The organism is Chryseobacterium sp. (assembly GCF_029240215.1).
In the GTDB taxonomy this organism is placed as follows: domain Bacteria; phylum Bacteroidota; class Bacteroidia; order Flavobacteriales; family Weeksellaceae; genus Chryseobacterium.
In genome coordinates this window covers 192,136-218,343 of sequence record NZ_JARBTK010000003.1, presented here as the reverse complement: position 1 = coordinate 218,343, position 26,208 = coordinate 192,136, and the positions used below count along the sequence as shown (strand labels likewise).

At 35.4% G+C, this 26,208-nt stretch carries 17 protein-coding genes; 6 read left to right on the top strand and 11 right to left on the bottom strand.

Translation table 11 applies throughout. The features are described from left to right. Positions 1 to 12: 12 nt before the first annotated feature. The 11 genes from K0R77_RS08225 to K0R77_RS08175 all read right to left on the bottom strand — a co-directional run bounded on the left by K0R77_RS08225 (position 13) and on the right by K0R77_RS08175 (position 18,602). Positions 13 to 3,057 carry a TonB-dependent receptor gene (locus K0R77_RS08225; protein ID WP_300350973.1) on the bottom strand — a complete coding sequence of 1,015 codons (3,045 nt, stop codon included), beginning with the start codon at positions 3,055 to 3,057 and terminating at the stop codon, positions 13 to 15. A 359-nt stretch (positions 3,058 to 3,416) separates the two neighbouring features. Then, on the bottom strand, positions 3,417 to 4,505 hold the full coding sequence (gene rhaT / locus K0R77_RS08220) for an L-rhamnose/proton symporter RhaT (RefSeq protein WP_300350971.1): 1,089 nt from the start codon (positions 4,503 to 4,505) through the stop codon (positions 3,417 to 3,419). A gap of 279 nt (positions 4,506 to 4,784) precedes the next feature. Continuing rightward, positions 4,785 to 5,945, bottom strand: a complete 1,161-nt coding sequence (locus K0R77_RS08215) for a glycoside hydrolase family 88 protein (RefSeq protein WP_300350968.1) — start codon at positions 5,943 to 5,945, stop codon at positions 4,785 to 4,787. A 5-nt stretch (positions 5,946 to 5,950) separates the two neighbouring features. Further along, positions 5,951 to 6,727, bottom strand: a complete 777-nt coding sequence (locus K0R77_RS08210) for a rhamnogalacturonan acetylesterase (RefSeq protein WP_300350965.1) — start codon at positions 6,725 to 6,727, stop codon at positions 5,951 to 5,953. 7 nt (positions 6,728 to 6,734) lie between these two features. Continuing rightward, positions 6,735 to 8,615: a rhamnogalacturonan lyase gene (locus K0R77_RS08205; RefSeq protein ID WP_300350963.1), complete on the bottom strand. Its 1,881-nt coding sequence runs from the start codon at positions 8,613 to 8,615 to the stop codon at positions 6,735 to 6,737. A gap of 256 nt (positions 8,616 to 8,871) precedes the next feature. Then, positions 8,872 to 9,675, bottom strand: coding sequence for a lacto-N-biose phosphorylase central domain-containing protein (locus tag K0R77_RS08200; protein ID WP_300350961.1), 804 nt, complete (start codon positions 9,673 to 9,675; stop codon positions 8,872 to 8,874). Between the two features lie 4 nt (positions 9,676 to 9,679). Then, on the bottom strand, positions 9,680 to 12,460 hold the full coding sequence (locus K0R77_RS08195) for a glycosyl hydrolase (RefSeq protein WP_300350959.1): 2,781 nt from the start codon (positions 12,458 to 12,460) through the stop codon (positions 9,680 to 9,682). Positions 12,461 to 12,471: 11 nt separating this feature from the next. Next, positions 12,472 to 13,794 carry a rhamnogalacturonan acetylesterase gene (locus K0R77_RS08190; RefSeq protein ID WP_300350957.1) on the bottom strand — a complete coding sequence of 441 codons (1,323 nt, stop codon included), beginning with the start codon at positions 13,792 to 13,794 and terminating at the stop codon, positions 12,472 to 12,474. 1 nt (position 13,795) lies between these two features. Continuing rightward, the gene (locus K0R77_RS08185; RefSeq protein ID WP_300350954.1) at positions 13,796 to 16,651 is read right to left on the bottom strand and encodes a glycoside hydrolase family 2 TIM barrel-domain containing protein; all 2,856 of its coding nucleotides are present in this window, start codon (positions 16,649 to 16,651) and stop codon (positions 13,796 to 13,798) included. Then, positions 16,648 to 18,027, bottom strand: coding sequence for a glycosyl hydrolase family 28 protein (locus tag K0R77_RS08180; protein WP_300350952.1), 1,380 nt, complete (start codon positions 18,025 to 18,027; stop codon positions 16,648 to 16,650). The genes K0R77_RS08185 and K0R77_RS08180 overlap by 4 nt, the downstream gene beginning before the upstream one ends. Before the next feature lie 278 nt (positions 18,028 to 18,305). After that, on the bottom strand, positions 18,306 to 18,602 hold the full coding sequence (locus K0R77_RS08175; RefSeq protein WP_300350949.1) for a hypothetical protein: 297 nt from the start codon (positions 18,600 to 18,602) through the stop codon (positions 18,306 to 18,308). Between the two features lie 506 nt (positions 18,603 to 19,108). Here K0R77_RS08175 and K0R77_RS08170 point away from each other — a divergent pair. The 6 genes from K0R77_RS08170 to K0R77_RS08145 all read left to right on the top strand — a co-directional run bounded on the left by K0R77_RS08170 (position 19,109) and on the right by K0R77_RS08145 (position 25,976). After that, on the top strand, positions 19,109 to 19,954 hold the full coding sequence (locus K0R77_RS08170; RefSeq protein ID WP_300350947.1) for an AraC family transcriptional regulator: 846 nt from the start codon (positions 19,109 to 19,111) through the stop codon (positions 19,952 to 19,954). A gap of 38 nt (positions 19,955 to 19,992) precedes the next feature. Beyond that, positions 19,993 to 20,445, top strand: a complete 453-nt coding sequence (locus K0R77_RS08165) for a hypothetical protein (protein WP_300350944.1) — start codon at positions 19,993 to 19,995, stop codon at positions 20,443 to 20,445. 298 nt (positions 20,446 to 20,743) lie between these two features. After that, positions 20,744 to 21,265 carry a hypothetical protein gene (locus K0R77_RS08160; RefSeq protein WP_300350942.1) on the top strand — a complete coding sequence of 174 codons (522 nt, stop codon included), beginning with the start codon at positions 20,744 to 20,746 and terminating at the stop codon, positions 21,263 to 21,265. A gap of 73 nt (positions 21,266 to 21,338) precedes the next feature. Further along, complete coding sequence (locus K0R77_RS08155) at positions 21,339 to 22,142, top strand: molecular chaperone (RefSeq protein ID WP_300350940.1); 804 nt, start codon at positions 21,339 to 21,341, stop codon at positions 22,140 to 22,142. Next, the gene (locus tag K0R77_RS08150; protein ID WP_300350937.1) at positions 22,135 to 23,169 is read left to right on the top strand and encodes a hypothetical protein; all 1,035 of its coding nucleotides are present in this window, start codon (positions 22,135 to 22,137) and stop codon (positions 23,167 to 23,169) included. The genes K0R77_RS08155 and K0R77_RS08150 overlap by 8 nt, the downstream gene beginning before the upstream one ends. Further along, on the top strand, positions 23,169 to 25,976 hold the full coding sequence (locus tag K0R77_RS08145; protein WP_300350935.1) for a hypothetical protein: 2,808 nt from the start codon (positions 23,169 to 23,171) through the stop codon (positions 25,974 to 25,976). Before K0R77_RS08150 ends, K0R77_RS08145 begins: the two co-directional genes overlap by 1 nt. Positions 25,977 to 26,208: the final 232 nt, after the last annotated feature.

Sequence of the window (26,208 nt, the reverse complement as noted above, 5' to 3'; positions counted from 1 at the left end):
AACATTTAAATATTAAAAAGTAAGATTGATACCCAAAACATAACTTCTGGATCTTGGAAATGAAGAATTGTCATATCCCGGAGTAACGGTAACACCACTTGCCGCCGAAACTTCCGGATCAAATCCTGAATAACCTGTAATGGTCGCTACGTTATTAACAGTTGCATAAATACGTGCGTTACTCAATCTGACAGTACTCAAAAATTCCTTAGGAAAAGAATACCCCAAAGTTATCATAGAAATTCTTAAATATGAGCCGTCTTCTACATAATACGATGAAGGATAAGTGATATAGCTTGAGTTTGTAGTTCCTAAGCTCCAAAGCCTATCACTTTCATTAGGGTTAAGTTCTTTTAATCTCACCAAACTCGTTGCAGCCTGTCCTGTATTAGGATCAACCACATGATAATAGTTATCCCCGAATTCTGAAGGTACATTTTGGAATAAGGCATATGGACTCATACTATGCTTGGTCGCATTATAAACATCACCACCTACGCTGAATTTCATAAATACTGCAAGATCAAAACCTTTGTAAGAAAAATTATTGCTCAATCCACCGATAAAATCCGGCGTACCGTTTCCTATTTTCACTAATTTTCTTGTAAATTGATCTCCTGCTTCATTATCCGCAGCAAATTTAATATCACCTGGTTTTGGAGTTCCTGAAGCTGGCTTCACAACCCCTGGTTTCAAAGTCAATGTTCCATTTGATGCCTGAGTAAAGTCATCAGTAGTATAAATTCCCTGATAAACATACCCATACATATCTCCTAATTCTTCTCCAACTGTAGCGTAATAGGTTACCATACCTGCTCTGTTACTACCTACACTGAAGTTTCTGAAGGTTCTTCCTTCATCCAGAGACAATACTTTTGACTTATTAAATCCTATATTCGCATCTGTAGACCATCTGAAGTTTTCAGATTTTAAATTGATTGAATTTAATGTGAATTCCATACCGGTATTTTTCATGGAACCTATGTTTTTATATGTGCTTGAATACCCAGTAGAAGCAGGAAGTACAGTTTGCAGCAACATCCCGGTTACGTTGTTGTTATACCATTCGGAGGTTAATTTAATTCTATTATTAAACAAAGCCAAATCTACTCCTAAGTTGGTAGATTTCATTTCCTCCCATTGCACCATACGATTGCCCAAAACACTGCTTGTTACTAAGGCTAAATTACCTACAGTATTACTCAAAGGATAATCGGTTCCTACCACGTTGGTTCTGAACACATTATTTGGGATGCTATTATTACCAACTATACCGTATTCAAATCTAAACTTCAGATCATTGATATAATTTTCAATTTTAGAATTTTTCCAGAAACCTTCTTCTGAAACTCTCCAGGCGGCAGCCACGGATGGAAATATACCCCATCTGTTTTCCGGACCAAATTTTGAAGATCCGTCACGACGAATTGTACCTGTTAGTAAATAACGATTATCATAATTATAGTTTACACGTGCAAAATATGAAAGTAAGCTGAGTGAAGATCTGTCTGCTTCTTTATCTGCAACTGTAGCATTTGATATATCATCTAAACCGTAATTTAAAATAGAAGGAAATTTTATCAGTCTCATGCTGTTACTTTCAGTTTCCTGATAGATAATTTCATTTCCTATTAATCCGGTCAGTTTATGTTTTTCACCTAAAGTCTTATTATAGGTTAAAGTATTAGTAATTTGATATCTATAAGCTTCAGAATTGCCGATGCTTCCATTAATTCCTGTATTTACAGGGTCTGTAAGAAATGCACGGGAATTTTTATCTGAAAATGAAGTAGACTTAGTGTTCGTCCAGTTATAAGATCCCGCAGTTCTGAATGTAAAATCCTTCAATAAATCAAATTCAAGACCTACGTTAGCCAAAAATGTTCTGGTTCTTCTGTTTGAAGTAGATGCCGCAGTTTCTATATACGGATTCTCTGTATCAAAACTCGAGTCTAACGAAGAATAATCAGGGAAAGTCTGAGTATTGAATAGCTCATCCTGTGTAAATAATGTTCCTCCTGTAATGGGCTGAAGAAGTATTTTTTTCATTCCTGAATATGCTCCACCACCGTTTGTAGAATTGGTAGTAAACATCGAACTGAAATCTAAACGAATTCCTTTATACAATTCTGAATTGATATTGGCACGTAATGAATTTCTGGTTTCACTGAAATTTTGTAATAAACCTTCCTGCCTGTTGTAATTATAACTGATGAATGCCTGCGTTTTGTCTGTACCTGCAGAAACATTTACATTGTGATTTTGTGTAATCCCTGTTCCGCCCAGCATTTTTTCCTGCCAGTCTAACGCAGATTCTGAGCCGTAGCGATTACTGATTCTATTAAAAGCACCGGTATAAAATCCAGGTGAATCTGTACCTAAGCCATTATCAAAAACATTGCTCCATGTGGTAGTTTTCCCCTGAAGCTGAGCCATCTCGTACTGATATTTTACATACTGCTCAGCGTTTGAAACCATATCCAGCTTCTTTGAAAGCATATCAAATGACATAAAAGAATTATATTGGATAGTTGTTCTACCCTTTTTCCCGGTTTTTGTTTTGATAACAATAATACCGTTGGAACCACGTGCACCATAGATGGCGATTGCAGAAGCTCCTTTTAATACATCAATGCTTTCAATATCGTTAGGATTGATAATATTCAAAGCATTATCCAGCTGGAAACCGTCAACAATATATAATGGTTCTGTTCCTTGAGTAATCGATGCACCACCACGAACGGTAACGTTTGCATTTGCTCCAGGCGCACCACCTGCCGTAACAATATTAAGACCTGCTGCTCTACCCTGCAAAGCCTGTAAAGCATTCATTGCCGGAGTAGCCGCAAGGTCTTTTGCAGATACTGATGATACAGATCCCGTAAGGTCAGATTTTTTTACTTTACCATAACCGATAACGACAACCTCTTCAATATCTTTAGTGTCTACTTTTGCAGTATCACTTGCTGCTTGTTGCCCAAACATAAAGCCAGACGCAAGCAAAAATAGCGGTGCGATGAGCGGCTTAATATTCTTGTGTTTAATTATTAAAGACATATATTAATTTTTATTTACATTACTTATTTCTGTCACCAAAGTACACTGTTACAAAAGTTTTGGCATCCTGCCATATCCTGCATTATAAAATTCTTAATTTAACTTAAATATTTATAAATATTTGATATAAAATTTAAAAGTATTAATGATTCAGTTATAAAAAATTGAATAAAATTTGAAATCCATAAATAAATATTAGCAATATTAAAACCTTTTAAGCAAAATAATATTTACAAAAAATCATACAAAAAGCAAAGAAAAAGCAAAGAAAAAGGCACTGATCTTTATCAGTGCCTTGCAAAATTTAAACTATATTAAGTATGAATGAAATTTAATAAAAGCTTACAAAACTAAAATTCTTATCTTAAAGAATTCCCGTATCCTACAATTAAAATTGAAATAAATATTACAACCATTCCCGCTGCAATCGTTGTAATGGTTTTTTTGGAAACACCTTTCCATTCTTTGATGACGATGCCCCAAAGGTTGGCGATGAATATAATAAATGCCATGTGCAAAATCCATGAACTCGGTCCGTTCCCCATTTTACTTTCTCCCATACCGTAGAAAAAGAACTGTAAAAACCACATCGTTCCTGCCAATGCACAGAAAATGATGTTTTTTATAACAGGTACATTTTTTTTGGTGTAATCTGTATAAGATTTATTTTTAAAAGCTAGATAGAGACAACCGATCAGATTGACTGCCATTCCGCCCCAAAGAACGACAACATACGTTACATTATTCTGGAAAAGAAATTCTCCCTGATTTGGATTGGCAACCTTCCATGCTTCATTGGCCATGATTGCCATTGGCTTTCCTGCTTCTAAACCGAAATTGAAACAAGCACTCAAAACTCCTGATATGATGGAAACGATTAATCCTAATCCGAATTTGTATTCCGTTTTCACCTGTGTTCCATGAGGATCTATTGATTCGGTCTGAAGTTCTTTTTCCTTCATCATTCCCGCTTTTCCGCTGATGATAATTCCGATAACACAAACAAAAAGTCCAAGTAAAACAAATTGTCCCCAAGAACTTGACATCATCAAACCTATATTATCTTTTCCTGATTGAGGAGAAAATTCATAAAAAATAGAGGGAACCAATGATCCGAAAACCATACAAAGTCCCAAAATAATGCTACTTCCAAGCGCCACTCCCAAATATCGAACTCCCAAACCATAAGTAAAACCACCTATTCCCCACAAAGCACCAAACAAAAACGTCAGTCCCAGTATAGAAGAACTTTCGTTCTGAATAATGTCCCAGAAATTAGGAATGGTAAGAAAAGCGGTAAGCGGCGGAACGATGATCCAAGAAAAAACACCTCCTATCAACCAATAAGTTTCCCACGACCATCCTTTTACTTTTTTATATGGTAAATAAAAACTTCCCGAAGAAAATCCTCCTAAGAAATGAAAAAAAACTCCTAATAATGCATTCATAATTTTATCGTCTTGCTTGAATTTGAAAATTACTGATATGGAAGCAACTAAGCATCTTGTAGTGTCATGCTTGTAAAATCCTCAAAGATATTGGCATTTTCATAATCTTTAAAATAAAAATTACCATTATATTTTATTTACCCACTTATGAATGATCACCCATCAATCCTGATTTCATTTAAAACAAAAAATCAGAGCATACACTCTGATTGATCCTTTCAATAAAATTCTTTCGGAAAGTCCATTCCAAGGATGTATGAAGCTTTAGAAAAAAATTGATTATTTCAGTTTATAAACCTCGCTTCCTGCAAGCAACAAGCACCCCAAACCATAGTCTTCAAAATCAGGTTCTTTGCTTACAGAAAGCGGCTGACCATCTTTAGGCTCTTTTCCTGTTCCTTGTACCCAACCTAAAAATCCGTTGGGCTGAACGGAATCTTTCACAATGGCATTCCAAGCCTTAACCACAACCGGCAAATAAGTTTCTCTGTCGATCAGTCCATTATTGATTCCGTAAGACATTCCGTAAACGAAAAGAGCAGTTCCTGTCATTTCTTTCCCACCAAAATTGGTCGGATCGTGCAAGCTTACATTCCAAAATCCGTCTTCTCGCTGAATTGGAATCAAAGCTGATAGTAAATCTTTATAATCCTGCAAATATTCCTGATAATGAGGATCAGATTTAGGTGTATCTTCCAACGTACGAGCCAAGGCAGCAACTACCCATCCGTTTCCACGGCTCCAGTAGCAATCTTCCCCGTTTGGTTCTTTATAAGGCGGAACGAAGCTTTTGTCTCTCCACCAAAGTCTGTCTTTTGGGTTATAAAGACCATTTCCCCCGTGTTTGTATTTTGTATAGGTATACATTTCGTAATTTCTGTCAAAATACTTTTTTTCACCAGTCATTCTGCCAAGTTTTGTGAAAATAGGCATTCCCATTTGAAGCGCATCGATCCACCACCAGTCATCTATTTTATTGGTAGCCATCATACTATCTATGGAAGCTTTCACCAATTTTATTCTCTCAGGATTTTTTTTACCATCGATTTCATAAAGGTCTAAATAAGTCTGTCCACAAGCCTGATTGTCTGCATTACGGGTATAAGTGTCTCGCATCATATCCCATTTGTGGTTTTCTGACCATGAAATTGCATAGTCATAATACTCTTTTTTTGGATCTACTTTATAAAGAGCAATTAATCCTTCATAATAAACAGCTCGTGTCCAAAGATTGCTTGGCCACACTTTTTTACCGACAATTTCTTTTCCTGTATCAGGCCATTTGTTCATAAAATATTGGTTAGCACGTGTTGAAACTTCCAGAATCTCTTTCTTGTTGGGAAGTTCTACTTTGCCTGCAGCGTTTTGTTTCTGAACCGAACAGGAAGTCACACCTCCTATAACCAGTGCAAAAAAGCTTGCTGTTAATAGTTTTCGCATATTTTTTATTTTATATATTTTTTTAGTTCGCTACCTTTTAGTTTTTTGATGCCTTTTATTACCAATTCTGCATTTAACATCGCTCCAGCTTTATTGGTATGGGTATGATCTTTCGGGAAAAAAGCTTTTACTTTTTCAGATCCCATTTCCTGGTATTTTGTGATAACCATATCATTTAAATCAATGAAATAAGCTCCGGTTTGTTTTGCTACTTCCTCTGACCAAATTCCGTACTGATCTTTTTCAATTTTTCCTTCTGGATTAAATTTATTTCTTGGAACTGGTGAAACAATGATCGGAATTGCACCTTTAGATTTCGCCTCATTTGCATATTTTCTCATATAGTAACCGTAAGTATAAACAGTTTCGTTCACTTTACGGATCGGATTGTAAATAGCTTTCGACTCTTCTCCGATACCTTTGATTGTTCCTCTCGCCCGTAATGTATCTGCCAGTTCACCACCGTCATTATGACCAAACTGCATTAAAACATAATCTCCTTTTTTAATCGTTTTCATAATAGAATCCCAACGACCTTCCGTCAAAAAAGTTCTGCTGCTTCTGCCACCTTTTGCGTGATTTTGAATTTCAATTTTATCTGTATTCAAATATAAATTCATAAAACTTCCCCATCCCCAAAGAGAATCAGAGCCTTTACCAGAACCATTTTGCACTGTGGAATCGCCGATAATATAAAGAACAGGTTTATCTTGTAGTTTTTGAAATGAAACTCCTAAAAATACAACCAACAGAACAAGCGGAATAATAATCTTGATTTTCATAAAAGATTTAATTTTTGGGAGTTATGGTATAAATATTTGGTTTTGGAATTTCTTTCACTGATTCATCCAAATAATAATCGGTATGGGGAGGCTGATTATAACCTACATTTTGCCAGACAATACTCAAACGATATTGTGGATTTTGCATCAAAGTGTACAATCTGTGCTGGGTTGGAATTGTCGTAGAAAAAATTCTCAATTCCTGATTATCGGCTGTTCTGTACATCACTTCTTCACGCCAATCTCCGAATAGGTCTGCAACTAAAGACGGATTTTTCTTCGTCCCGTTATTAGATTCACACTGATAATTTTTAGAATCAAAAATGACGTTTGATTTTCCTTTTTTCCAATCCCATTTTGAGACGTTAGTTCCGTCCAAAATTTCGCTTAAAAAATCACCATCCCAATAGATTCCCATATTGGCAGAAGGATTTTTCTCACTGATTTTCTTTCCTTTCGCATCGTAAAGTCCTTTCACTCCTGCTCCTGCAGCCCAACATTCAGAACCATCGTAGCGTGGATCAATATTTAAAGATAATCCTCTTCCCGGTCCCTGAAATTTACTTTTTGAGCTGTATTCTAAAGATGGTAATTTCCATAAAACTTTTCCGGTTTTCCCGTCTCTGAAATGTGCTCCTGCATCATCAAACCTTTCCTGAATATCAAAAATTTCCAATCCGGGATTTGAAGGATCGAGATCGCCTACGTGCAAAGCATCTCCGTGACCATAACCTGTGCTGTTCAAAACTTTTCCGTCATCATCGACGGTCATTGCACCGAAGATGATTTCATCTTTTCCATCATTGTCGACATCTGCAATACTCAGATTATGATTTCCCTGACCTCTATATTTTTTGTTTTCTTCCGAACTTTCTGTATCAAAAAGCCATCGCAAACTCAGTTTCTTATCTTTATAATCCCAGGCTGCAATCGCCATTCTGGTGTAATAACCTCTCGACATAATTACACTTGGCGTTTTGCCGTCCAAATAAGCGACTGCTCCCAAAAATCTATCTATACGGTTGCCCTTTGCATCGCCCCAGGTTTCAGTCATTTGATCATTGGTCGGGTTTAAACTCCCTGCAAATCTTGGGACCTGATAATTTACTGTATTAATTTCCTCACCCGTTTCTCCGTTAAAAACCGTTAAAAATTCCGGTCCGGAAAGAATCATTCCGTTTTCGTTGACGTAATCTTTTGTCGGGTCACCAATGAACTTTCCTTTTCCGTCTTTGCTTCCGTCGGCAGTTTTCATTACAATTTCCGCTTTACCGTCCTGGTCTAAATCATATACTAAAAACTGTGTGTAATGCGCTCCTTCTCTGATGTTTTTACCTAAATTGATTTCCCACAAAAGCTTTCCATTCATTTTATAAGCCTGAATAATTGGCGGGTCTGTCATTCCTTTTTGGCTGTTGTCTTTTGACCTTCCGGTTTGATGAAGGATGATTTCATATTCGCCATCTCCGTCCAAATCAGCAACTGAAGCGTCATTTGGCGTGTAACCTTGAGGCGTTTTTAACGGAATTGAAAAATAAGGTTTTTGATTAGCAGTATATTTTGCAAAATCTTGGTCAACATCCTGATGTTGCGTGTTTGATTTTACGAAATAGGTGTAATTTTTTGTTTTGTCGACTGTTTTATCTAAAAAATTGGTTTCGTTTGAAAGTGGTTTTTCATTCAACTTTTTAGTTGAATTATTTTCAGTTCGGTATAAATCAAAATGAGTATTTTGAGCTTCTGTTCCCAGCAAACGCCAACTCACAAAAACGCCTGACTCTGCAGGTATGGCAACGATTCCTCTTTTCAGATACTCCATTTGTCTTTGGGCAAAGATTGCTTGCGAAAGAAAAATGGTTGATGCAACGAAGATATATTTGACTTTCATAATTCTGTTTTGATTTTATGAGTTTGGCTAAAGCAAATTTTCTAACTTGATTCATAAACGGGCTAAAGCCTACTCGTTAATTCTTGTCAGGGTTTGAAATCTTGATAAGGATTTTTGCGGTGAATCTCTTGCAGCCCGACCTGAGTGGAGCTCTTTTTGCCGGAGCAAAGCGGAGGCAAAAAAGCGGGAACGGAGGGCGGATAAAGCTGCCCAAAAAATTTCCACGAAACCAATTCAACCGATTGCACTTCTGTAATTATTTTTTAGAAGTCTGCTTCAACAACCACTTTACCCATTCTTCAGTTCCCTGATAATTGGTGAAATCTGCCGGAAGTTTTTTACCGTCGATATATTCATTATAACACCACGGGTCGCCCAATGCGAAAACGGTACCCTTGCCGAATTTTACAATGGCTCCGATATTCTTACCTTCTGCCGTTAAAATGGCTTTGGCAGGAGATTTCACATTGATGGAACTTACCTCTTTCATATATAATTTTTGCTCAGAAAACACTTCATTTCCGAAAGGAACCATTACTTTTCCCTGCTCAAATTCTCTTTTTTGAACTCGGTTGTAGCTGTCATCATTGAAATGAATTCCAAATTCTCCCGCAAGTTTGTTGAAATGTTCGAACTCAGAATTGCCGTTGTCGTTGCTCATCAACACCAAAACGCCACCTTTTTTCACCCACTCTGTCAGGTTTTTAATACTTGTCGGGTCAATAAGATTTGCCTTTCCGCCGTACGCTTCTTTGTCAATATCAGCATCTACGATGATGTAAATATTGGCGTTTTTCAAATCTTTTTTGGTGGGAGCAGTTGTCAGCATACTGATTTCTGCACCTTGTTTTGTAAATATTTCTCCCAACAAAGAAAAACCTCCGTTGCTGGTGTCGTTCCACGTGTAATGCCACGATTCAAGGACTTTGGTTTCTTTGTTCTCCTTTTTTTCGTTGTTGAAAAAGTTGTCCAAAACGACTTTCGGTTTCTGCTGAGCATTGGAAAAACTGAAGGTCAGCAAAGTTCCTAATGCGAATGTTTTTACAATATTTTTTGTCATATTTTTATTTTGAATAATGAATTGGAATTAACTGAATTTCGCCGTCCAGACCGGAAGGCTGAACTTTCCAATTAGATGCATCAAAAGGCTTGTAGTTAATATTCACAAAATTTATTTCGTGGTAATTTCGCCACTGGATTTTATTTTGATCCATATAACGGATTCTGTTCGCCATCAGGTTGCAGACTTCGATTTGGATGGTATTTTTACCTCTCTTTAAAAATTTTCCGATGTTGATTTCGAATGGAATGCTCCAGACAATTCCGGCTTCCTGACCGTTGACAATCACTTTTGCACTTTCGTAAAGTTTGTCCAATTTTAAAAGATAGTCGTCTGCATTTTTCTTTTTTAAATTTAAAGTCGTTGTATAAACGCCTGTTCCGGAAAAACTCTGTGTGGCAGGATCTTCTGTAAAGTTTGTCCAAGGTTCCAGTTTCTTCAAATTTTTCGCTTTCGGAAGTTCGGGGCCGCCTTCTTTGAAAGTCAGTTGCCAAGGTTGATTTAAAACAATCGGTACGTCCGTTTTTTCAGTGTAATTCCATTTTGGAATTGAATTGTCTGCATTTTCAGAAGTTTTAACAATTAACGATTCTCCAGATTTCAGCTGAACTCTTATTGAATTATTCTGTGTTTGAGCAATTCCATAATCCCCATTTTCAGGATTCATCAAAGTGACTTGTTTTCCGACAAAATTCAGCGGAATATTTTGATTGATTTCCTTGAAAGTATGATTGACGATGTAATAATATTTTCCGCCGTCAAACTGTCTTCTCACAAATTTCAATCCGGTGTCCGTTAATTTTTCTCTCTCAATTTTTAAATATTCTAAAGCTTTCGCAACGTCAGAACTTAAGACAATTTTACCTCTTCCGAAGTTGGCAGTTTTCACATTTTCAGATTGGCTTTGAAACGGAATTTGATTCCATAAAGATTTCAACTGCGTTCTTCTTTTCTCCACTTCAAAATTTCCGGGAATATCTTTCGGCTCGTTTTGAAAAATAATTGAAGCTCCGTTTTGAGCCAAATTCAAAATATTTTTTAAAGTAGATTCCGGCAAATAAGTGAGTTCAGGAATAATTAAAACCTGATACTCAGAACCTTCCTTCGACACCTGAATTTTCTGATTTTCCGACTTCGATTCGCCAATCATTTTATCCGAAATCATATCGAGAGAATAACCCATTTTATTGAGTTTATTCAGATTTTCATACATCGGAGTTGGCTGTAACCATTTTTCCACGTTATGAACTTTGAACGTCACATCCTTCCCTTTCGGACTCGCCCATTGGTCGTAAATCGGCCAGTACATCAGCAATTCGTTATCCGATTCTCCGCTTTGCAGGACAGATTGCGTACGCTCGATGTAAGAATTTAATCCTTTCAAATGCGGCCATAAACTGTTTTCGGGAACGAAATTCACCGACGCATAAAACAACCACCCTGGAAACGGAACCTCGGCCGGTGTGTAAGTCGTTCCGTGATAAAAAACGTGGTTGATTCCCGATAAAAACACCTGTTCCACTTCGGGTTTTGCCTGCGACCAGGATGTTTTGAAATGTTCGGTCAGCCAGGTAAAAGTCTCGTTTGAAGTTAATTTTTTACCTGTCACATTTGCTGCCGAAGAGGCAAACTTCAGCATATTGATGTCGGGAACTTCCTTCGTATTGATGTCTTCCAGATTTCTTCTCAAACCCTGAATATCAAATTTTGTACTTCCGAAAGTTTCCGATTCCGGAATATCGACTGCTGCGTATAAATCCAGTAAATTTCCTGGCGAACCGTGAGCCTGATTCGTATTTTTAGAATTTTTGGAATGTGCCCATTTCGTGAAATTATCGGTGAAGTTATTCAAAATCAGTTCGCTCATCGTTTCGCGATAATCGGATTTTATTCTGCCTGTCGTTTCATTATCTTCTTCATCATTCACCAAATATTTGATGTATGGACTTAAATCATACCCTCGTCTCTTCTTAAATTCATTTTTAAAATCAGGCGTCCAGTCTGCATTGTAAACCTCGTAACTATCATTAAAAAATGAACGAATTCCATAGTTTGAATTTCCAAAAGCTTTATCGAAAGTTTTAAAATAATCAGCCGTTGCTGTGTTTGAAAAATGGTCTAAAGTATAGCCTTCTCCGCCCGGAGCGGCACGTTTTACTTTTTGCAAAGTTTTACCTACAAAAACTGCATAGATTGTCCATTTTCCAGACTTCGGTTTCCAGTCTAAACTTCCATCGCTACTGACTTTATCTGTTAAAACTACCGCTTCATTTTTTTCATTGTAAGCTGTGACAATATCGAGTTTTATGATTTTTAAATTCTTCTGTTTTTCATCTTTCAAAATAATTTTATCTGAAAAATTCTCGCCTGCTGAAATCGTGTAAGTCTGAACAATCATTTTCGTAGCAGCATCCTGTTCATTAACTTGCGGTCCACCGATTGGCCAGCCTGTTCCAACCGACATATCGACGCCCATATTCAGGTTTTTTGCTTTGTAAGTAGTGAGTTGAAGCATTTTCATCCATTCCGGAGAAAGGTAATTGAGGTATTGTTTTTCAAAACCTTTTGCGCCATAAATCGGAACGATTTCCACGCCTCCGAAACCTGCTTTATTTAAAGTTGTCAGTTGTTTGTCTAATCCTTTTTCGTTGACAGCGCTTCCCATCCACCACCAACGTGTCCAGGGTTTTGCGGTCTCGGTGATTTTTGGCCACGTATTTTGTGCGGAAAGATTTCCGAAAGCAAAACAGATTAAACTTAATTTTATGATAGATTGAATATTCATTTCTTATTTTTTTAATTTCCATCAGGCTTCAAACTTTCCATAAAGATACTTTCTGGCCAATGGAATCTATCAATATCATCAGGTTTATTTGGGTTAAAAGTCTTATAATTTTTCGAAATATATTTTTTTAAAGGTAAATTTTGGTCAACGATAGATTTAACCACACATTTCGCCAATTCGTAAGCACCGTAGGTATTGAAATGTGTATCATCTGCTAAAACTGTTGGTTGATTTGGATAACTGTTTGCCGGATAATAAACAAATGCTTTCTTAGAATTTTCTGGTCCCATCGCTTCGAACAAGGTCTCACTCATTGCATTTAAATCGATTAAATATACATTTTCTTCTTTCGCAATTTCCCGCATTGCATCAGGAAAATCATCTAAAGTATTGACGATTTTATTACTTTCATCAAAAACTCTACGATTCATCGAAGTTACCAAAACCGGAATTGCGCCCAATTGTTTTGCCTTGCCAATCCATTCTTTTAACCTTTTTTTGTAACCAGATTTAATGCTGTTTCCAGCTTTTTGGTCGTTGTGTCCAAACTGGATGAACAGATAATCTCCGGGGTTTATTTTATTCCAGATTTTATCGATTCGGTGACGGTCTTCAAAGGCTTTCAATGTTTCTCCGCTTTCAGCGTAATTGGCAATCACAACTTCATTCGGAACGAAAAAATACGGAAACATCTGTCCCCACGACGCCCAAGGTTCGTACTGCGCATCTACAACCGTTGAATCTCCAGTGATATAAATGGTTTTAGCTGTTGGGTTCGGTTGAATGACTACCGAAGAAACTTTTGGAGTTTTGTCATTGAATTCAATCGTCAATAAGTTGTCCCAATGTAAATATTTAGTTTCTCTTGGTTTTAATTTTATAATTCCGATTTTTTCGCCATTTTGATTTCGGATGATACTGTCTTTTACGTGAACTGAAATTTGTTTTTCAACAATTTCACCTTGTTTTGTTTTGATATCATTCAGCATCAGACGGCGGTTTTCTACACGAACTGTCGTTTCAGATGCTCCTTTAGAATCGCCAAGATTTATTGTAATATTATAATTTCCTTCAGGAATTGCGACTGAAAAATAGAAAGGTTTGTCACTCGTAATAAAATCTCCTGTCAAAGCATTTCCTCCGTTATCGACAGATTTTAAACCGGAAATATCCATAAATCCGTAGCCGATTTTCTTATCAAATTTCGATGTTGACGTGATGGGAATAAATCCGTTTTCGGTTCTGTCTGTGCCAAAATCAAACTTGAAAGTCGTCTGTTGAGCAAACAAAAACGAACTTAAGAAAAGCGTCAAAAATTTTATCCAGTTCTGCATTTTAATCTGTTAAAATATTTTCTTTTGGCATTGTAAACTGCTTATTTTCATCACCCAAATCCGGCAGACCAAAATAGAAATACAATGTTCTTTTGAAGGTCCCATTCAAATGATTCGGTTCACTTTCAGGACCTAAAGTCGAAGTATCATTATTAATATTAAATGCTAAAACAGTTCCCAGTGGTGGAATTGCATCGAGGAAAGAAATATTTCCTGTAGGCAGTTTCGGATATCCTTCCGTACCATAAATTCCATAGAAATCAAAAAGTCTGACGAACATTTTTTCTTCTTTTGTTCCAACGGTGATTTTTCCTTCCGCTGTATTCAGTTGCAACCACGAAATATCATCAAAATAGCCTTTAAATTCAGGATAAATCCAAGGTGAAAAACCTGTTCGGGTTGAGTTTTTAAGGTTCTGCCAGACGTTGTAAGTTTGTCCCTGAGTTCGGTTTTTCCAAACGTGATATGGGCCTTTCCCTAACCATTTTGCGCTGATGACATAATTTTCAGGATAGTCAAAACTTACGCCTGCAAACTGATAATCTCCGGAAAGCGAATATTCATAATTCAATTCTAAAATTCCGTTCGGATTCAGTTTCCAAACTGCTTTTTTTCCGTCTTTGTAGGAAACTTCGATGATTTGATTTTTTCCTTCTGATAAAGATTTAATTGAAGACAATTCCGTTTTTCCATTCACGAAAATCGGTCCGTTTCGAAAGGTCATTTTTTTGCCTTTTTTATCTAAAATAACTGACTTTAATAATCCGTCTTTTTTCCAAAATGAAAATTCTTTTTCATCTGATTTTAAGATAAATAATGAATCATTTTCTACAACAGTAACCGAAAATTCTTTGATTAATGATTTCGAAAACTGTTTTGAAATTTCATCATTAGATTTGATTTTCCAAGTCCAGGTATAAATTTCTTTACCGAATTTGTCTTTTGCAGTTAACAACAAACCTTCACTTTCTTTCCAGTTTTGAGGAAGATTTACATTAATATTTCCCTTTTCCGTTGGTTTGATATTTGGAGACTCTGCTTTTTCTTTTTGAATTACATCAAATCCAGATTCAGACGAAAATGGTGTTTTGAATTTGACCAGTTTCCATTCAAACTGACATTCATTTAGATTGGTAAAATGATAACGGTTTTCAACAGGAATTGTTCCATTAAAATCTGTCGGCAACGTTTTAAAATCAATTTTTACAGGACTGTAAATTTCACGGATGGCGTAAAAACTGCCTTCTTTTTCACGATGTGGCCCTAAAACTCCGTCGGGAGCGTTGATGGCGTTGACATCAATCTGATTATTGAAATCCGTTCGCACCAAACCTTCATCAACAAACGCCCACAAAAAACCGCCCGCTCCTTTTTTGGAATTCCAGTGCAGTTCCCAATAATCGGCGAGAGAAGTTCCGCCACCGCCGTCGTCTTGTGCGTGTAAAAACTCGGTCGGCATATAAATATTTTCTCCTTCGAGAATTTTTTTGGTGCTGTAATAATCTTCGTAATGATTGCAGTCGATGCCATTGAAAGCGTTTCCAGGCTTATGATGAGCGTGAATCACCGGACGGTTTGACAAATCGTATTTTGCAAATTCTGCATCCAAATCAAAATTATGTCCGCCTTCATTTCCGTTGCTCCAAAAAATGATGGAAGGATGATTGGCATCTCTCGTAACCATTTCTTTCACAAGTTTTTTTCCGACTTCCGTACTGTATTTTTTTTGCCAGCCTGCTAGCTCATCCAAAACATACAACCCTAAAGAATCGCAAATCTGAAGAAACGATTTATTCGGTGGATAATGGGCACAGCGAACGGCATTCATATTCATTTCCTTGATGAGCTGAACGTCCATTAAATCGATGTTTTTGTTGACAGCTCTTCCTGTTTCAGGCCACCACACGTGACGGTTGATGCCTTTCATTTTTATTTTGGTACCGTTGACGTAAATTCCGTCGCCTTTTCGAATTTCAATCGTTCGGAAACCGAATTTTTCTTCGGTTTCGTAGATGTTTTTTTTATTTTTATTTAAACTGAATTTAGCTTTGTATAAATTCGGCGTTTCGGCTGTCCAGAGTTTCGGATTATTTACAGAGAATTTAATTTGTTTTAAAGTATCTCCTTTTTGTATATTAATCTGAGATTCGGCAACGAGACTATTTTTAGTATCAAAAATTTGGACTTTTAAATTGTTGACAGAACTGATTCCTTTTAAATAAATATTGGAACAGAAAGTTCCGTCTGCTTTGGCATCAATTGATGTTGATGAGATATTTTCTTTTGGAGTGGATTCCAAATAAACAGGGCGGAAAATCCCTCCCAAAACCCAATAATCAGCGAGACGTTCTGCATTGTTCACAGATTTATCTGCGGACATTTTTGAAACTTTGACCTCAAGAATATTTTCCTTTCCGAAATTTAATTTGTCTGAAATATCATATTTAAATTCATAAAAAGCGCCCTGATGAATTTCTCCGGCTAACTTTCCGTTGATTTTCACTTCGGTATCGGTCATTGAACCTTCGAAAACAATGTTGACTGATTTGCCTTTCCAGGAATTTGGAACTGAAAATTTGTGTTTATACAGACCTGTTTCGTCATTAAATTTAAAATTCTTGCCGTAGGTTACGTAATCTCTTCCGTAATTGTACGAGCCAAATCCCTGCTGTTCCCATTGAGAAGGAACCTGAATTTTGCTCCAACTTCCTGATTTCCTTCCGTCGTTAATCCAAAAATCCCATTCTTTTGTATGCTCAGCATCTGTCCCGCTCAGGAATTGAATTTCCTTAGACTGAGAATGCAGAAACTGTGAGCAAAAGCATAAAAGAACGAATATTTTGGTAAAATAACTCATTTTGCAGCAGTATCGGAATCGTCTTTTTTGTTGTAAGATTGCGTGAGAGAAGCGACCTGAGTCACATTGATATTTTTTTGCTTTAAATTCTGAATGTTACTCAGGTTTTGCATTTCAGGCTTTAAAGCTTTTATTTTCAAATTTTCAAATGTGAAATCTTTCAAATCAAATAAGTCTGATTTTTCAATAGAAAACGCCGTTTCACAACTTAAATCTATATTTTTGATAGTAATATTATTAGCCAATCCTTTTCTCGGTCTTTCTTCGCCTTTTAAATCAAAAAACTGATTCCAGCCTTTAACATACAAGAATGTTTTCACGTTTCCTGTGATGTTTTCTACGGTAAGATATTCGTAATGTTGAGGAGTATCCGGACGCATTTTCAGATGTAATAATCTTGAAGCATCTTTTACCTTAGAATTTCTTAGAATCACGTTGTAATTGTGAATTGATTCGCTTCCGCAAGTTAAAACGCTGTGGCAAAATCCGAAGCTGTTGTCTTCGATGAGGATGTTTCTGTTTTCACCGTTGTTCGGGTCTTTATCAGACTTCGGGCCTTTTCCACCCTTTAAAGCAATCGCGTCGTCATTCACTGACATATAGCAATTTTTAATTAAGAAATTGGTACACGCATCGATATCAACAGCATCTGTACTTGGTGCTTTTACAGGTTCTTTTGGAGCAAGAATGGTCAGATTTAACAATTTAACAAAATCACTTTTATAATAATGAGTGCTCCAAAAAGGTGAATTTTTAATGGTAATTCCTTCCACCTGAACGTTTTTAGAATTGGAAACGTAGATAATTCTAGGTCTCATTTCATCCATATTGGTACATTTAGGATTCCACTCGCGTCTTTTCCAGAATGATTTCCAGAAGCGAAGTCCATTTCCGTCAAGTGTTCCTTTTCCTGAAATAGTGAAACCATCCAATCCGTCCGCATTGATCAAAGCCGGAAAATATTTTACGGTTTGACCTTCCATTCTTGTGATTACTACCGGAAAGTCATTGATATCATCGCTTCCTTTTAATTTGGCTCCATTTTCCAAATGCAAATGTGTTCCCTGTTTGAAGAAGACTGAACTGATAAGAAATGTTCCTTTTGGAACGATGATAACACCTCCACCATTTTTAGCAGCCAAATCAATCACTGCCTGTAATTGCTTGGTTTGAAGAATCGTGCTGTCGTTCTTTACTCCATTGTCTGTAAGGATGTATTTTTTGCCTAATTTGTTGATGTCGGTCGGTTTATTTTCTTTGAACCATTTTGGGATTGTTGTACCATCAGGGAATTTGTCCTGACTTTTCACAACTGATGAAAAGAGAAAAACTATAAATAAAGACAGTAGGAATTTTGATGTATTTTGAAATTTCATATCTATTTATATTTCTGTATGACTTGATTTCATGAATTCTAAATGACAAACACAAAATCACAATAACTTTCATTCTTTAAGGAAAATTATTCTATCATTTCATTTTTATAAAAGTATACATTTTTGAAATTTGCAGTATCCTGCTCTTTCGGGTGAATTCAAAAGATGACCGATGATTGATTTTTATCAACTCATTAGAAAATAAAAAACCAATGAAATTCATTGGTTTGATCTGATATTTTTGAAATTCAAAAACAGAGCTGTTTTCAAATGATATTTTAAGAAGATTGAGAAAATGAATTTAGCTGTTCGTCATAATATACAATAGCATCATCAATCACAGAAGTTATTTTAGGGAAATTATTATATCTCTCTCCAAAAACTTCTAATCCTGTAAATTCGGTTGAAATATTGCTCGAGAATGTGCTCGTCAAATTGATTGTTCTCAATACCTGACTGATCTGAATAAGCGTATTAATTTTATTGTCGATTGATAACTGCGGCGTTAAATGATTTCTCAAATGTTTAAGTTCATCCAGCTGAGCTTTGGTTACCGTCTTTTTCTTCTTTTTCATTGAGTAAAATTACATCTTTCCAGAAGTAATTCTTTCGATTCTATATTAACAAATTGTTATGTAAAATGCAGATATTGAGTATCAAATTTTTTATTGAATGTAATTTTTTCTTCTTTGACTAATAACATTTTTTTCAACAATAATAATTTACTATTACAAATAAAAAAATTCATAATGAAATATTATAATTCCTTTTTATTAATTGGGTTTCCAGTTAATAAAAAAACTTTTCAGTAAAAAAACACCTCAAACACCATATTTAAAGCATTACAATAAGAAAAACAATTAGGCAATATAACGCTTATATCAGAGTTTAAACTTCTTTTAAAAATATATTATAAGAATAAAAGAATATCATTATCCACTCAAAAAGCCCATTACAACTAACAAAAACACAAATTCACAATAACAAATTATTAAATATAAAACATAATCATAAATTATTTACTTATTTGTCAAAATTTTATTCTATTTTTGAGATTAACAAATGTAAGTTTCACATCTCAATGTACCAGATAACAAATCAACTTCATAAAATAGGCTTCAGTATTAATTTAATAAGCGATATTATCAAACGTAATAATTATGAGCGCCAGTTTAATACACGAGAATATTTTTGCATCTTTCTTACAGCACAAGATCTGGATCTGGCCGTTTCAAACAGAATATACAAAATTACTGGCGGAAATGCCGTTTTCATCGGTCCTCAAAAGGACATTGAAATCATCGATGCAATCGGTAAAGATATTTATGTGATTGCATTTTCAGCCGGTTTTTACGATAAATCATCAAAAGACAGCCTCTTTTTAAATTCACAGGTATTTTTCAACAGTGATTCTGAGATTTTCATTGCACCCTATTTCGGAAACAACAAATATCACCAAATCATTCTGGTAGAACGCCTGCTGAAATTTCAGAGCAAAGATGAAAGCCTTTATATTTCGGCCGCACACAATGCTATCGAAGGACTCATTCTTGACGCATACCTCCACGTAGAAAATCATTACATAGAAAAAGACGAGCGTATGGAATATGTTTCCTACGTTAACAGATTTAGAATTTTACTTCAAAGAGATTTTAAAACCGCTAAAAAGGTTTCCCACTATGCAGAAGAACTGAAAATTTCCGTACGCAGACTAACAGAGATGACAGAATATGTATATGGTAAATCTGCCAAGCAACTTATCATTGAAAAAATAAAAATTGAATGCGAAAAAGCAATTAAATTCTCCAATCATACCATGTCTGAAATAGCTTTTGATCTGGGTTTCAACGATGAAGGTAATTTTAGCAATTTTGTAAAAAAACATACAGGAAAAAAACCATCTGAAATGAGGGAAATACCAATATAAAGCCCTACATTTATATTAACCAATTCATACATTTTATTATGTACGCCAAGTATATTGTGTTTTTTTTCCTTTTGGGACTATTGACACTCTTACCTGCACAATCAGCAGACCAAAATCGCATCAATATAAGAATTTTTCCTTCCCAGGTTCTATCGATTACAACTGCAAAAGATTTAAAACATTCCAACCAAGATAATTATTCTAGCCAGAAACAAAACAGAAATGAACTGAGAGCATCCAATTTATACGGATATCAAATCAAGTTACTGAATGAGAATAAGTTACCCAAAACAAACACTTCTCAAAGCAAGCAAAACAAAAACCAAAACAACTGTCCATCTGATTCAAAACTCATTTATTCAAAAACATCTTCCGGAACCGACCACAAAATTCCGACACAATACCCTATTTATTCTCAAAGAGAAATTATCAACAAATGCACAATATCAGAGACCGACAGAATGCTTGTTTATGTGATAATTACACAATAAAAAAATGAAAAAAATATTTTTATTGATATGTGATAAATAGGAATAATTAGACCCGAAAATTATCTATCTATTCACATAATATTTAAAGTATTACATATAATAGTATCATATAATAAAAAATATAAATTATATTTAATCATATAATATTATGTTTAAATTTCATTAAAAACAAAAAATCAGCCTATTCATTAATTATTTGTTAATTTTCACAAAAGATTAGTCATTTTTTACAATTTATATTTCGCTGGATCGTATTACTTTTGCATCCGAAACTTAGAAACAATATAACAATAATTTAATGAAAAAATTCATTATTACATCAATAGCAATATTAGGTGTAGGAACCCTCAGTGCTCAAAACGTTACTCTTAACGTAAGATTAAAACCTATTCAGACATTAGTTGTAAACAACGCTCAAAAAATCGTCAACTTAGACTACGTGACGAAAGATGACTATGCAAACGGAGTAAGCTCTTTGAATGCAGATCACTTAAACGTTTTCAGTACCGGCGGATTTCAGGTAAAAGTAAAAAGTGCTAATGCAGCTTTGCAAAATGGTGCAAAAAACATTCAGGCTAATACAATTCAGATCAAAGCAACAGCAGGTTCTGATGCCGTAAATGGTGCACAATACGCTCAAAACGTTTCGTTATCAGCTAACGAAACAACATTGGTAACTTCTGCAAACGGAGGTGTAGATAAGAAAATCAGCATCGAATATAAAGGTGCAGGTGCAAACGCTTATTTAAACAACTATATTGCAGGACAAGATCCTACAGTATATACAACTGAACTGACTTACACTATCGTATCTCAATAAGATTCTGAGAAATTTAAATCTATAAAGAAGTGTTGCAGTCTTTGCAGCACTTCTCTTTATTAGTACTTTCTTCATGAAAAATACATTCCAGCTATTCTGCTTTTTCTTTTTTGTATTTATTTTCAATGCAAAAGCACAAACCGGAATATCCGTATCGCCACCCCGACTTTACTTTGAATCAGGAGCAGGTATCAGTAATACCGAAAAAATAACCGTAACCAATGTAAGTGCAAAAAACAGTCTTGACCTTGCAGTAAGTCTTGGCGACTGGGAATATGATGTAAAAGGAGAAAACCAGATGCATCCCGCCAATTCTTTACCAAATTCTTGTGCCGGCTGGATTACCATTAAAAAAGGCGACAATTATTTTTCGTTAACACCCGGAGAAAGACGTGATATTGAGATAACGATTACCTCACCTACTCTTTCAAAAGACAATTTATCAGCTCATACTGCTTTGCTGTACGTAAGCCAAATGAATCCTGTGGATGATGTCGACAGTAAAGGAGCCAACATAAAGGTAAGCATCCGTTCAGGAATTAAAATATTTCATAAGAAACCGGAAGCAACGAAGAAAAAAATTGAAATAACCGATTTAAAATTTGATGCAGCAAAAAAAATACTGACATTGAATTTTGAAAATCAGGCTGAAATATGGGTAGACGGTAAAGTGACGACTGATATTCTCAATGCAGATAACGGTAAAAAAACAACTTTAAGTCCGATCGTGTTTTACACTATGCCGGGAAACAAGCGTGAAATGGAAATTGCTCTTCCAACACCATTGGAAAAAGGTAAATACACCGCATCCGTACTCATAGATTACGGTGACGCAGAAAATTTAGAAATGGGCGAATTAAATTTTAGTTATGAATAAAAAGTTCTGCTTTTTGTTAATGATATTTTTACTTACCACTCAGTTACATGCTCAAATATCATTTTCATCCTGGACAAACAGCTATCTCCAGATAAACTCATATCAGGGAAATACAAATCCTGATGCCTATACCGTTACTTTTGCCGGAAACGGAAATTTTAATATTCCTAACTGGAGGTTAGCAGCACGTCTTAAAAGCAGCATCACCGCTAACAGCGGATCATATATTTTCCCTGCTGATAAAATATCTTTCCAGCCGGTATCTTCAACAGGTCAGGCACATCCGAATGCCGTTCCCACGATAGCAGAAATCGGAATTCCTCTTAATACCATTGTTACCGAAGGTTCAGATTTTTTATTGATTCCTAAATCAAATGCTCCTTTATATAATCAGCCAAGCCAAAATAACGGATATTATAATTTACAATTAAAATTCAGCATTGTTGTTGCCGGTGGAGCATATCTCGGAAATTATCCTGCCTGGATCACATTTACGGCTCCAATAGAATTTACAGCTTATGATCAAAATAATATGATCATCGGAAAAGTAGATCATCAGTTCCAATTTCAGATAGGCGCACTCTCCGGAACGCCACCTACAAGCACAGAACTTTCACTGAAAGTGAACAGCAATGCAACTAATGGTCTTTTGGAATTTAATAGTGTACAGGATTATAAAGATGGCAAAAGTGTTATTTATCCTAATGCGCTTACTGTAAAAGCCAATACAAATTTTCAGATAACAGTAAGAGCCATCCAAAATAATTTCACATCGGCGAGCGGAAGAACAATTCCGGTCGGCAATGTTCAGATGAATATATTGCCAACAACACAAAACACTGGCTCATCATTCAATACAGTTTTTTTAAATACTGCTTCACAGACTATTGCAAAAGGATCTTCAACACAAGGTGCAAATCTTGATTACACGATCAAATATTTCACAAAACCTAATGATGAATATTTCATTAATGCAAAACCTGATGAATATTCTGCAACATTACAATATGAGATAACTCCTCAATAATGTTGCCTACTCCTTTCCAAAATTTTATAAAATATTGTACGACTTTTCTGCTATTGATTGGTTCGCTGTTTTTGTCGGCTCAAAATAAAACTGAAAATATTCTGTTTGACATTCATGAAAAATCATACAGTGAAGAATCAAAAATTATTGATCTGGTAATTGTTGTTGAGAACAATACAACCGAAAATTTTAAAGGTAAAATAAAAATATCAACTCCTACAGGATTCAAATCTATTTTGGGGCAGGAAATTATAGTAGACCTGCAAAAAAATGAAAGAAGATTTGTCTCACTTAAATTCTTTGTCAGCAACAATGCAGATGCAGGAGATGCCAACATCAATCTGACTTTAACCAATCAGTACGATCAGAAAATTAATGAAAAAATGGTGACTCATAAAGTGGAGGAAAGCAGTCTTTTGCAGATGTTTGCCGAAACTTCACAGATTTTCAGAAACAACAATCAGGATTCTTTAAAGATCAGAATCAAGGTTTCTAACAAGGGAAACAAAACACAACAAACGACATTGGTTTTTAAAATTCCTGATCATAGCGACAGCAATCTTTTTATTGAAAAACACGGAACATTACGTCCGCAACAGGATTCTGTATTTACATTCAGCTTTTTACCATCAAAAGAACTTCTTAAACACAACATTTTTGACATCAACGTTACCGGATTCAAAGATCCTGATAAAGAAATATTCGGTACTAGCAGAATTTCCGTGCAGAGTATTTCGCATACACAGAAGTTTCAGGATGAGCAGCAAAATGGGTTCGCAAGTACTACGAAAAATTCTATAACAACAAGCTATCGCAGAGTTGGAGATAACCTTAATATGTATCAAATTTTAGGAAGCGGTGGTTTTAATGTTTCTTCAGGATATATTTTCATCAACGGAAATATGTTTATGATAAATTCGCAAACCGATCCTGTTGTCAATAATACATACATTTCTTACCGCCGCGAGAAAAGCGAATTTACACTTGGAAATATCAGTAAGCTTCTGGAACTTTCACTTTTTGGCAGAGGTGTAGAGTACAGCTTTCTGAATTCTGCAAAAGATAAAAAAATTGAAGTTGGTTTCATTGAGCAAAGCTTCAGTTTGTTGGAAAAAAATTCGTTTTTGAAAAACGGATACGGTTTTTATGTCAAGGGAATTCTTAATCCTTATAATTTTTCCCGGAATTTTTCATCAATTTATATATTTAAAAACGATCCTTACGAGAAAGCCAAACATCATTTGTTAGGAACTGAATTTACTCACAGCTTCAACAATCTTTGGCAGACAACGTCAAAACTATACGGAGGAATCAGCTCTTATGACCTGAACGGAATCACCAAGCCTTCTCTCGCATTTGAATCTCAATATTCAGGGATTATAAAAAAACTAAATCTTAACGGAAATATTTTCTACAGCTCAGATTATTATCCCGGAAACCGCAGAGGAAGTCTGCAAATTCAGCAAAATGCCAATCTCACAGTTTTCAAAAAACATTATGCTTTCGTTAATGCTTTTTATTCTAATTATTCACCTAAGTATTACTTTTACAACACTCAGCTCTCTTCGGATAATGTCAAAATGGAAGCTGGACTGAATTTGGCAAAAACAGGATCATTTGGTTATTCTTTTTCATATCAATATCAATTGGAAAAATCTAACTCGTACAATAATTTTCTTCCGCAATTTCAAAAAAACGATTTATCAATTAAAGCTCACAGAATTGTAGAAAATACCAACTGGATCAGTGAAAGCAGAAAACACTCTGCTGTTTTGGCTCTCGAGATGGGATTTGCACAATATCCGAATGAAGAAAACCAACAGTTTCAGGGAAAATTTACAGCCAATTATAATTACCGGAAGATCAATTTTTCTTCTCAATACCAGTCTGGAAGTTACTATTTATCAGAATATGCCTTCTCACAGCTCATCGATAAAAATGAAAAATATAAAAAACTCAGTGCATCTGTTTATTACAGCAGTACCGCTTTTAAAGACAAACTAAGCATTACTTCCGGGCTTTCTTATACAGATGATAACATCTACGGAAAATCACCTTCAGCATTTTGCAATCTGAAGTGGCATACAAGAGTATATGAGTTTTTTGTGAATTCATCTTTATACAACTATTCATCCGCAAACACCAGAAATAATATTTTCACCATTGAAGCAGGAGTTACCTTGAATCTGCAGAAAACCACTTTAAGCACAAAGAAAAAATCAGATCTTTACGCTTTTGCCTTCTATGACCGAAACAACAACAATATATTTGATACAGAAGAAGAAACTGCTTCAAATTATCTGATCAACATCAATAATATCGCCTTTAAAACCGATTCTGACGGGAAAATTTCATATAAAAATGTACCTTTTGGAAAATACCGTTTAAAACAGTCTGTTCAGGAAGGTTGGTATTATGATGATCAAATGTTGGATGTCAATCAATACACACTTGAAATTGCGATCCCGCTCCATCAAAATGGCACTGTAGCAGGACACGTAAAATATCAATTCGATAATAAAACAGCTGTTGATTTCAATCCCAGAGCTAATGGCATTATATTTAATATTTATCAGGATGATACTTTAATTGAAACTGTAAACACAAACGATGATGGTGAGTTTATTTCTTTCTTACCTACCGGAAATTATACCGCCTTACTTAACATCAATACGCTGCCTCAAAATACATACTGTGAGACAGAACGCGCCTCTTTCTCTGTAAAGGCAGGTGAACTTTACACACTTCCTGAGTTTGTGATAAAAGTGAAGGAGAAGAAAATACATTCGAAAAAATTTGGTAATTAAGTTCAAATTGCAGTTCTAATGCCTTTTACATTAAAATTTATAATCCGGAGCTACAGTTTTTTAATATTTTTTTGAAAGATTTAAATTGGTAAAGCTTGAATATTACAAACTCATTTCCGGCACCAATACTATTTCACTAAACATTTCAGATAATTATTTCAACGACTCTTTTTGCCCATTCAACGAAAACCTTTTCCATTTTACAGGATTCTTACTGACCTTTACATCAGAA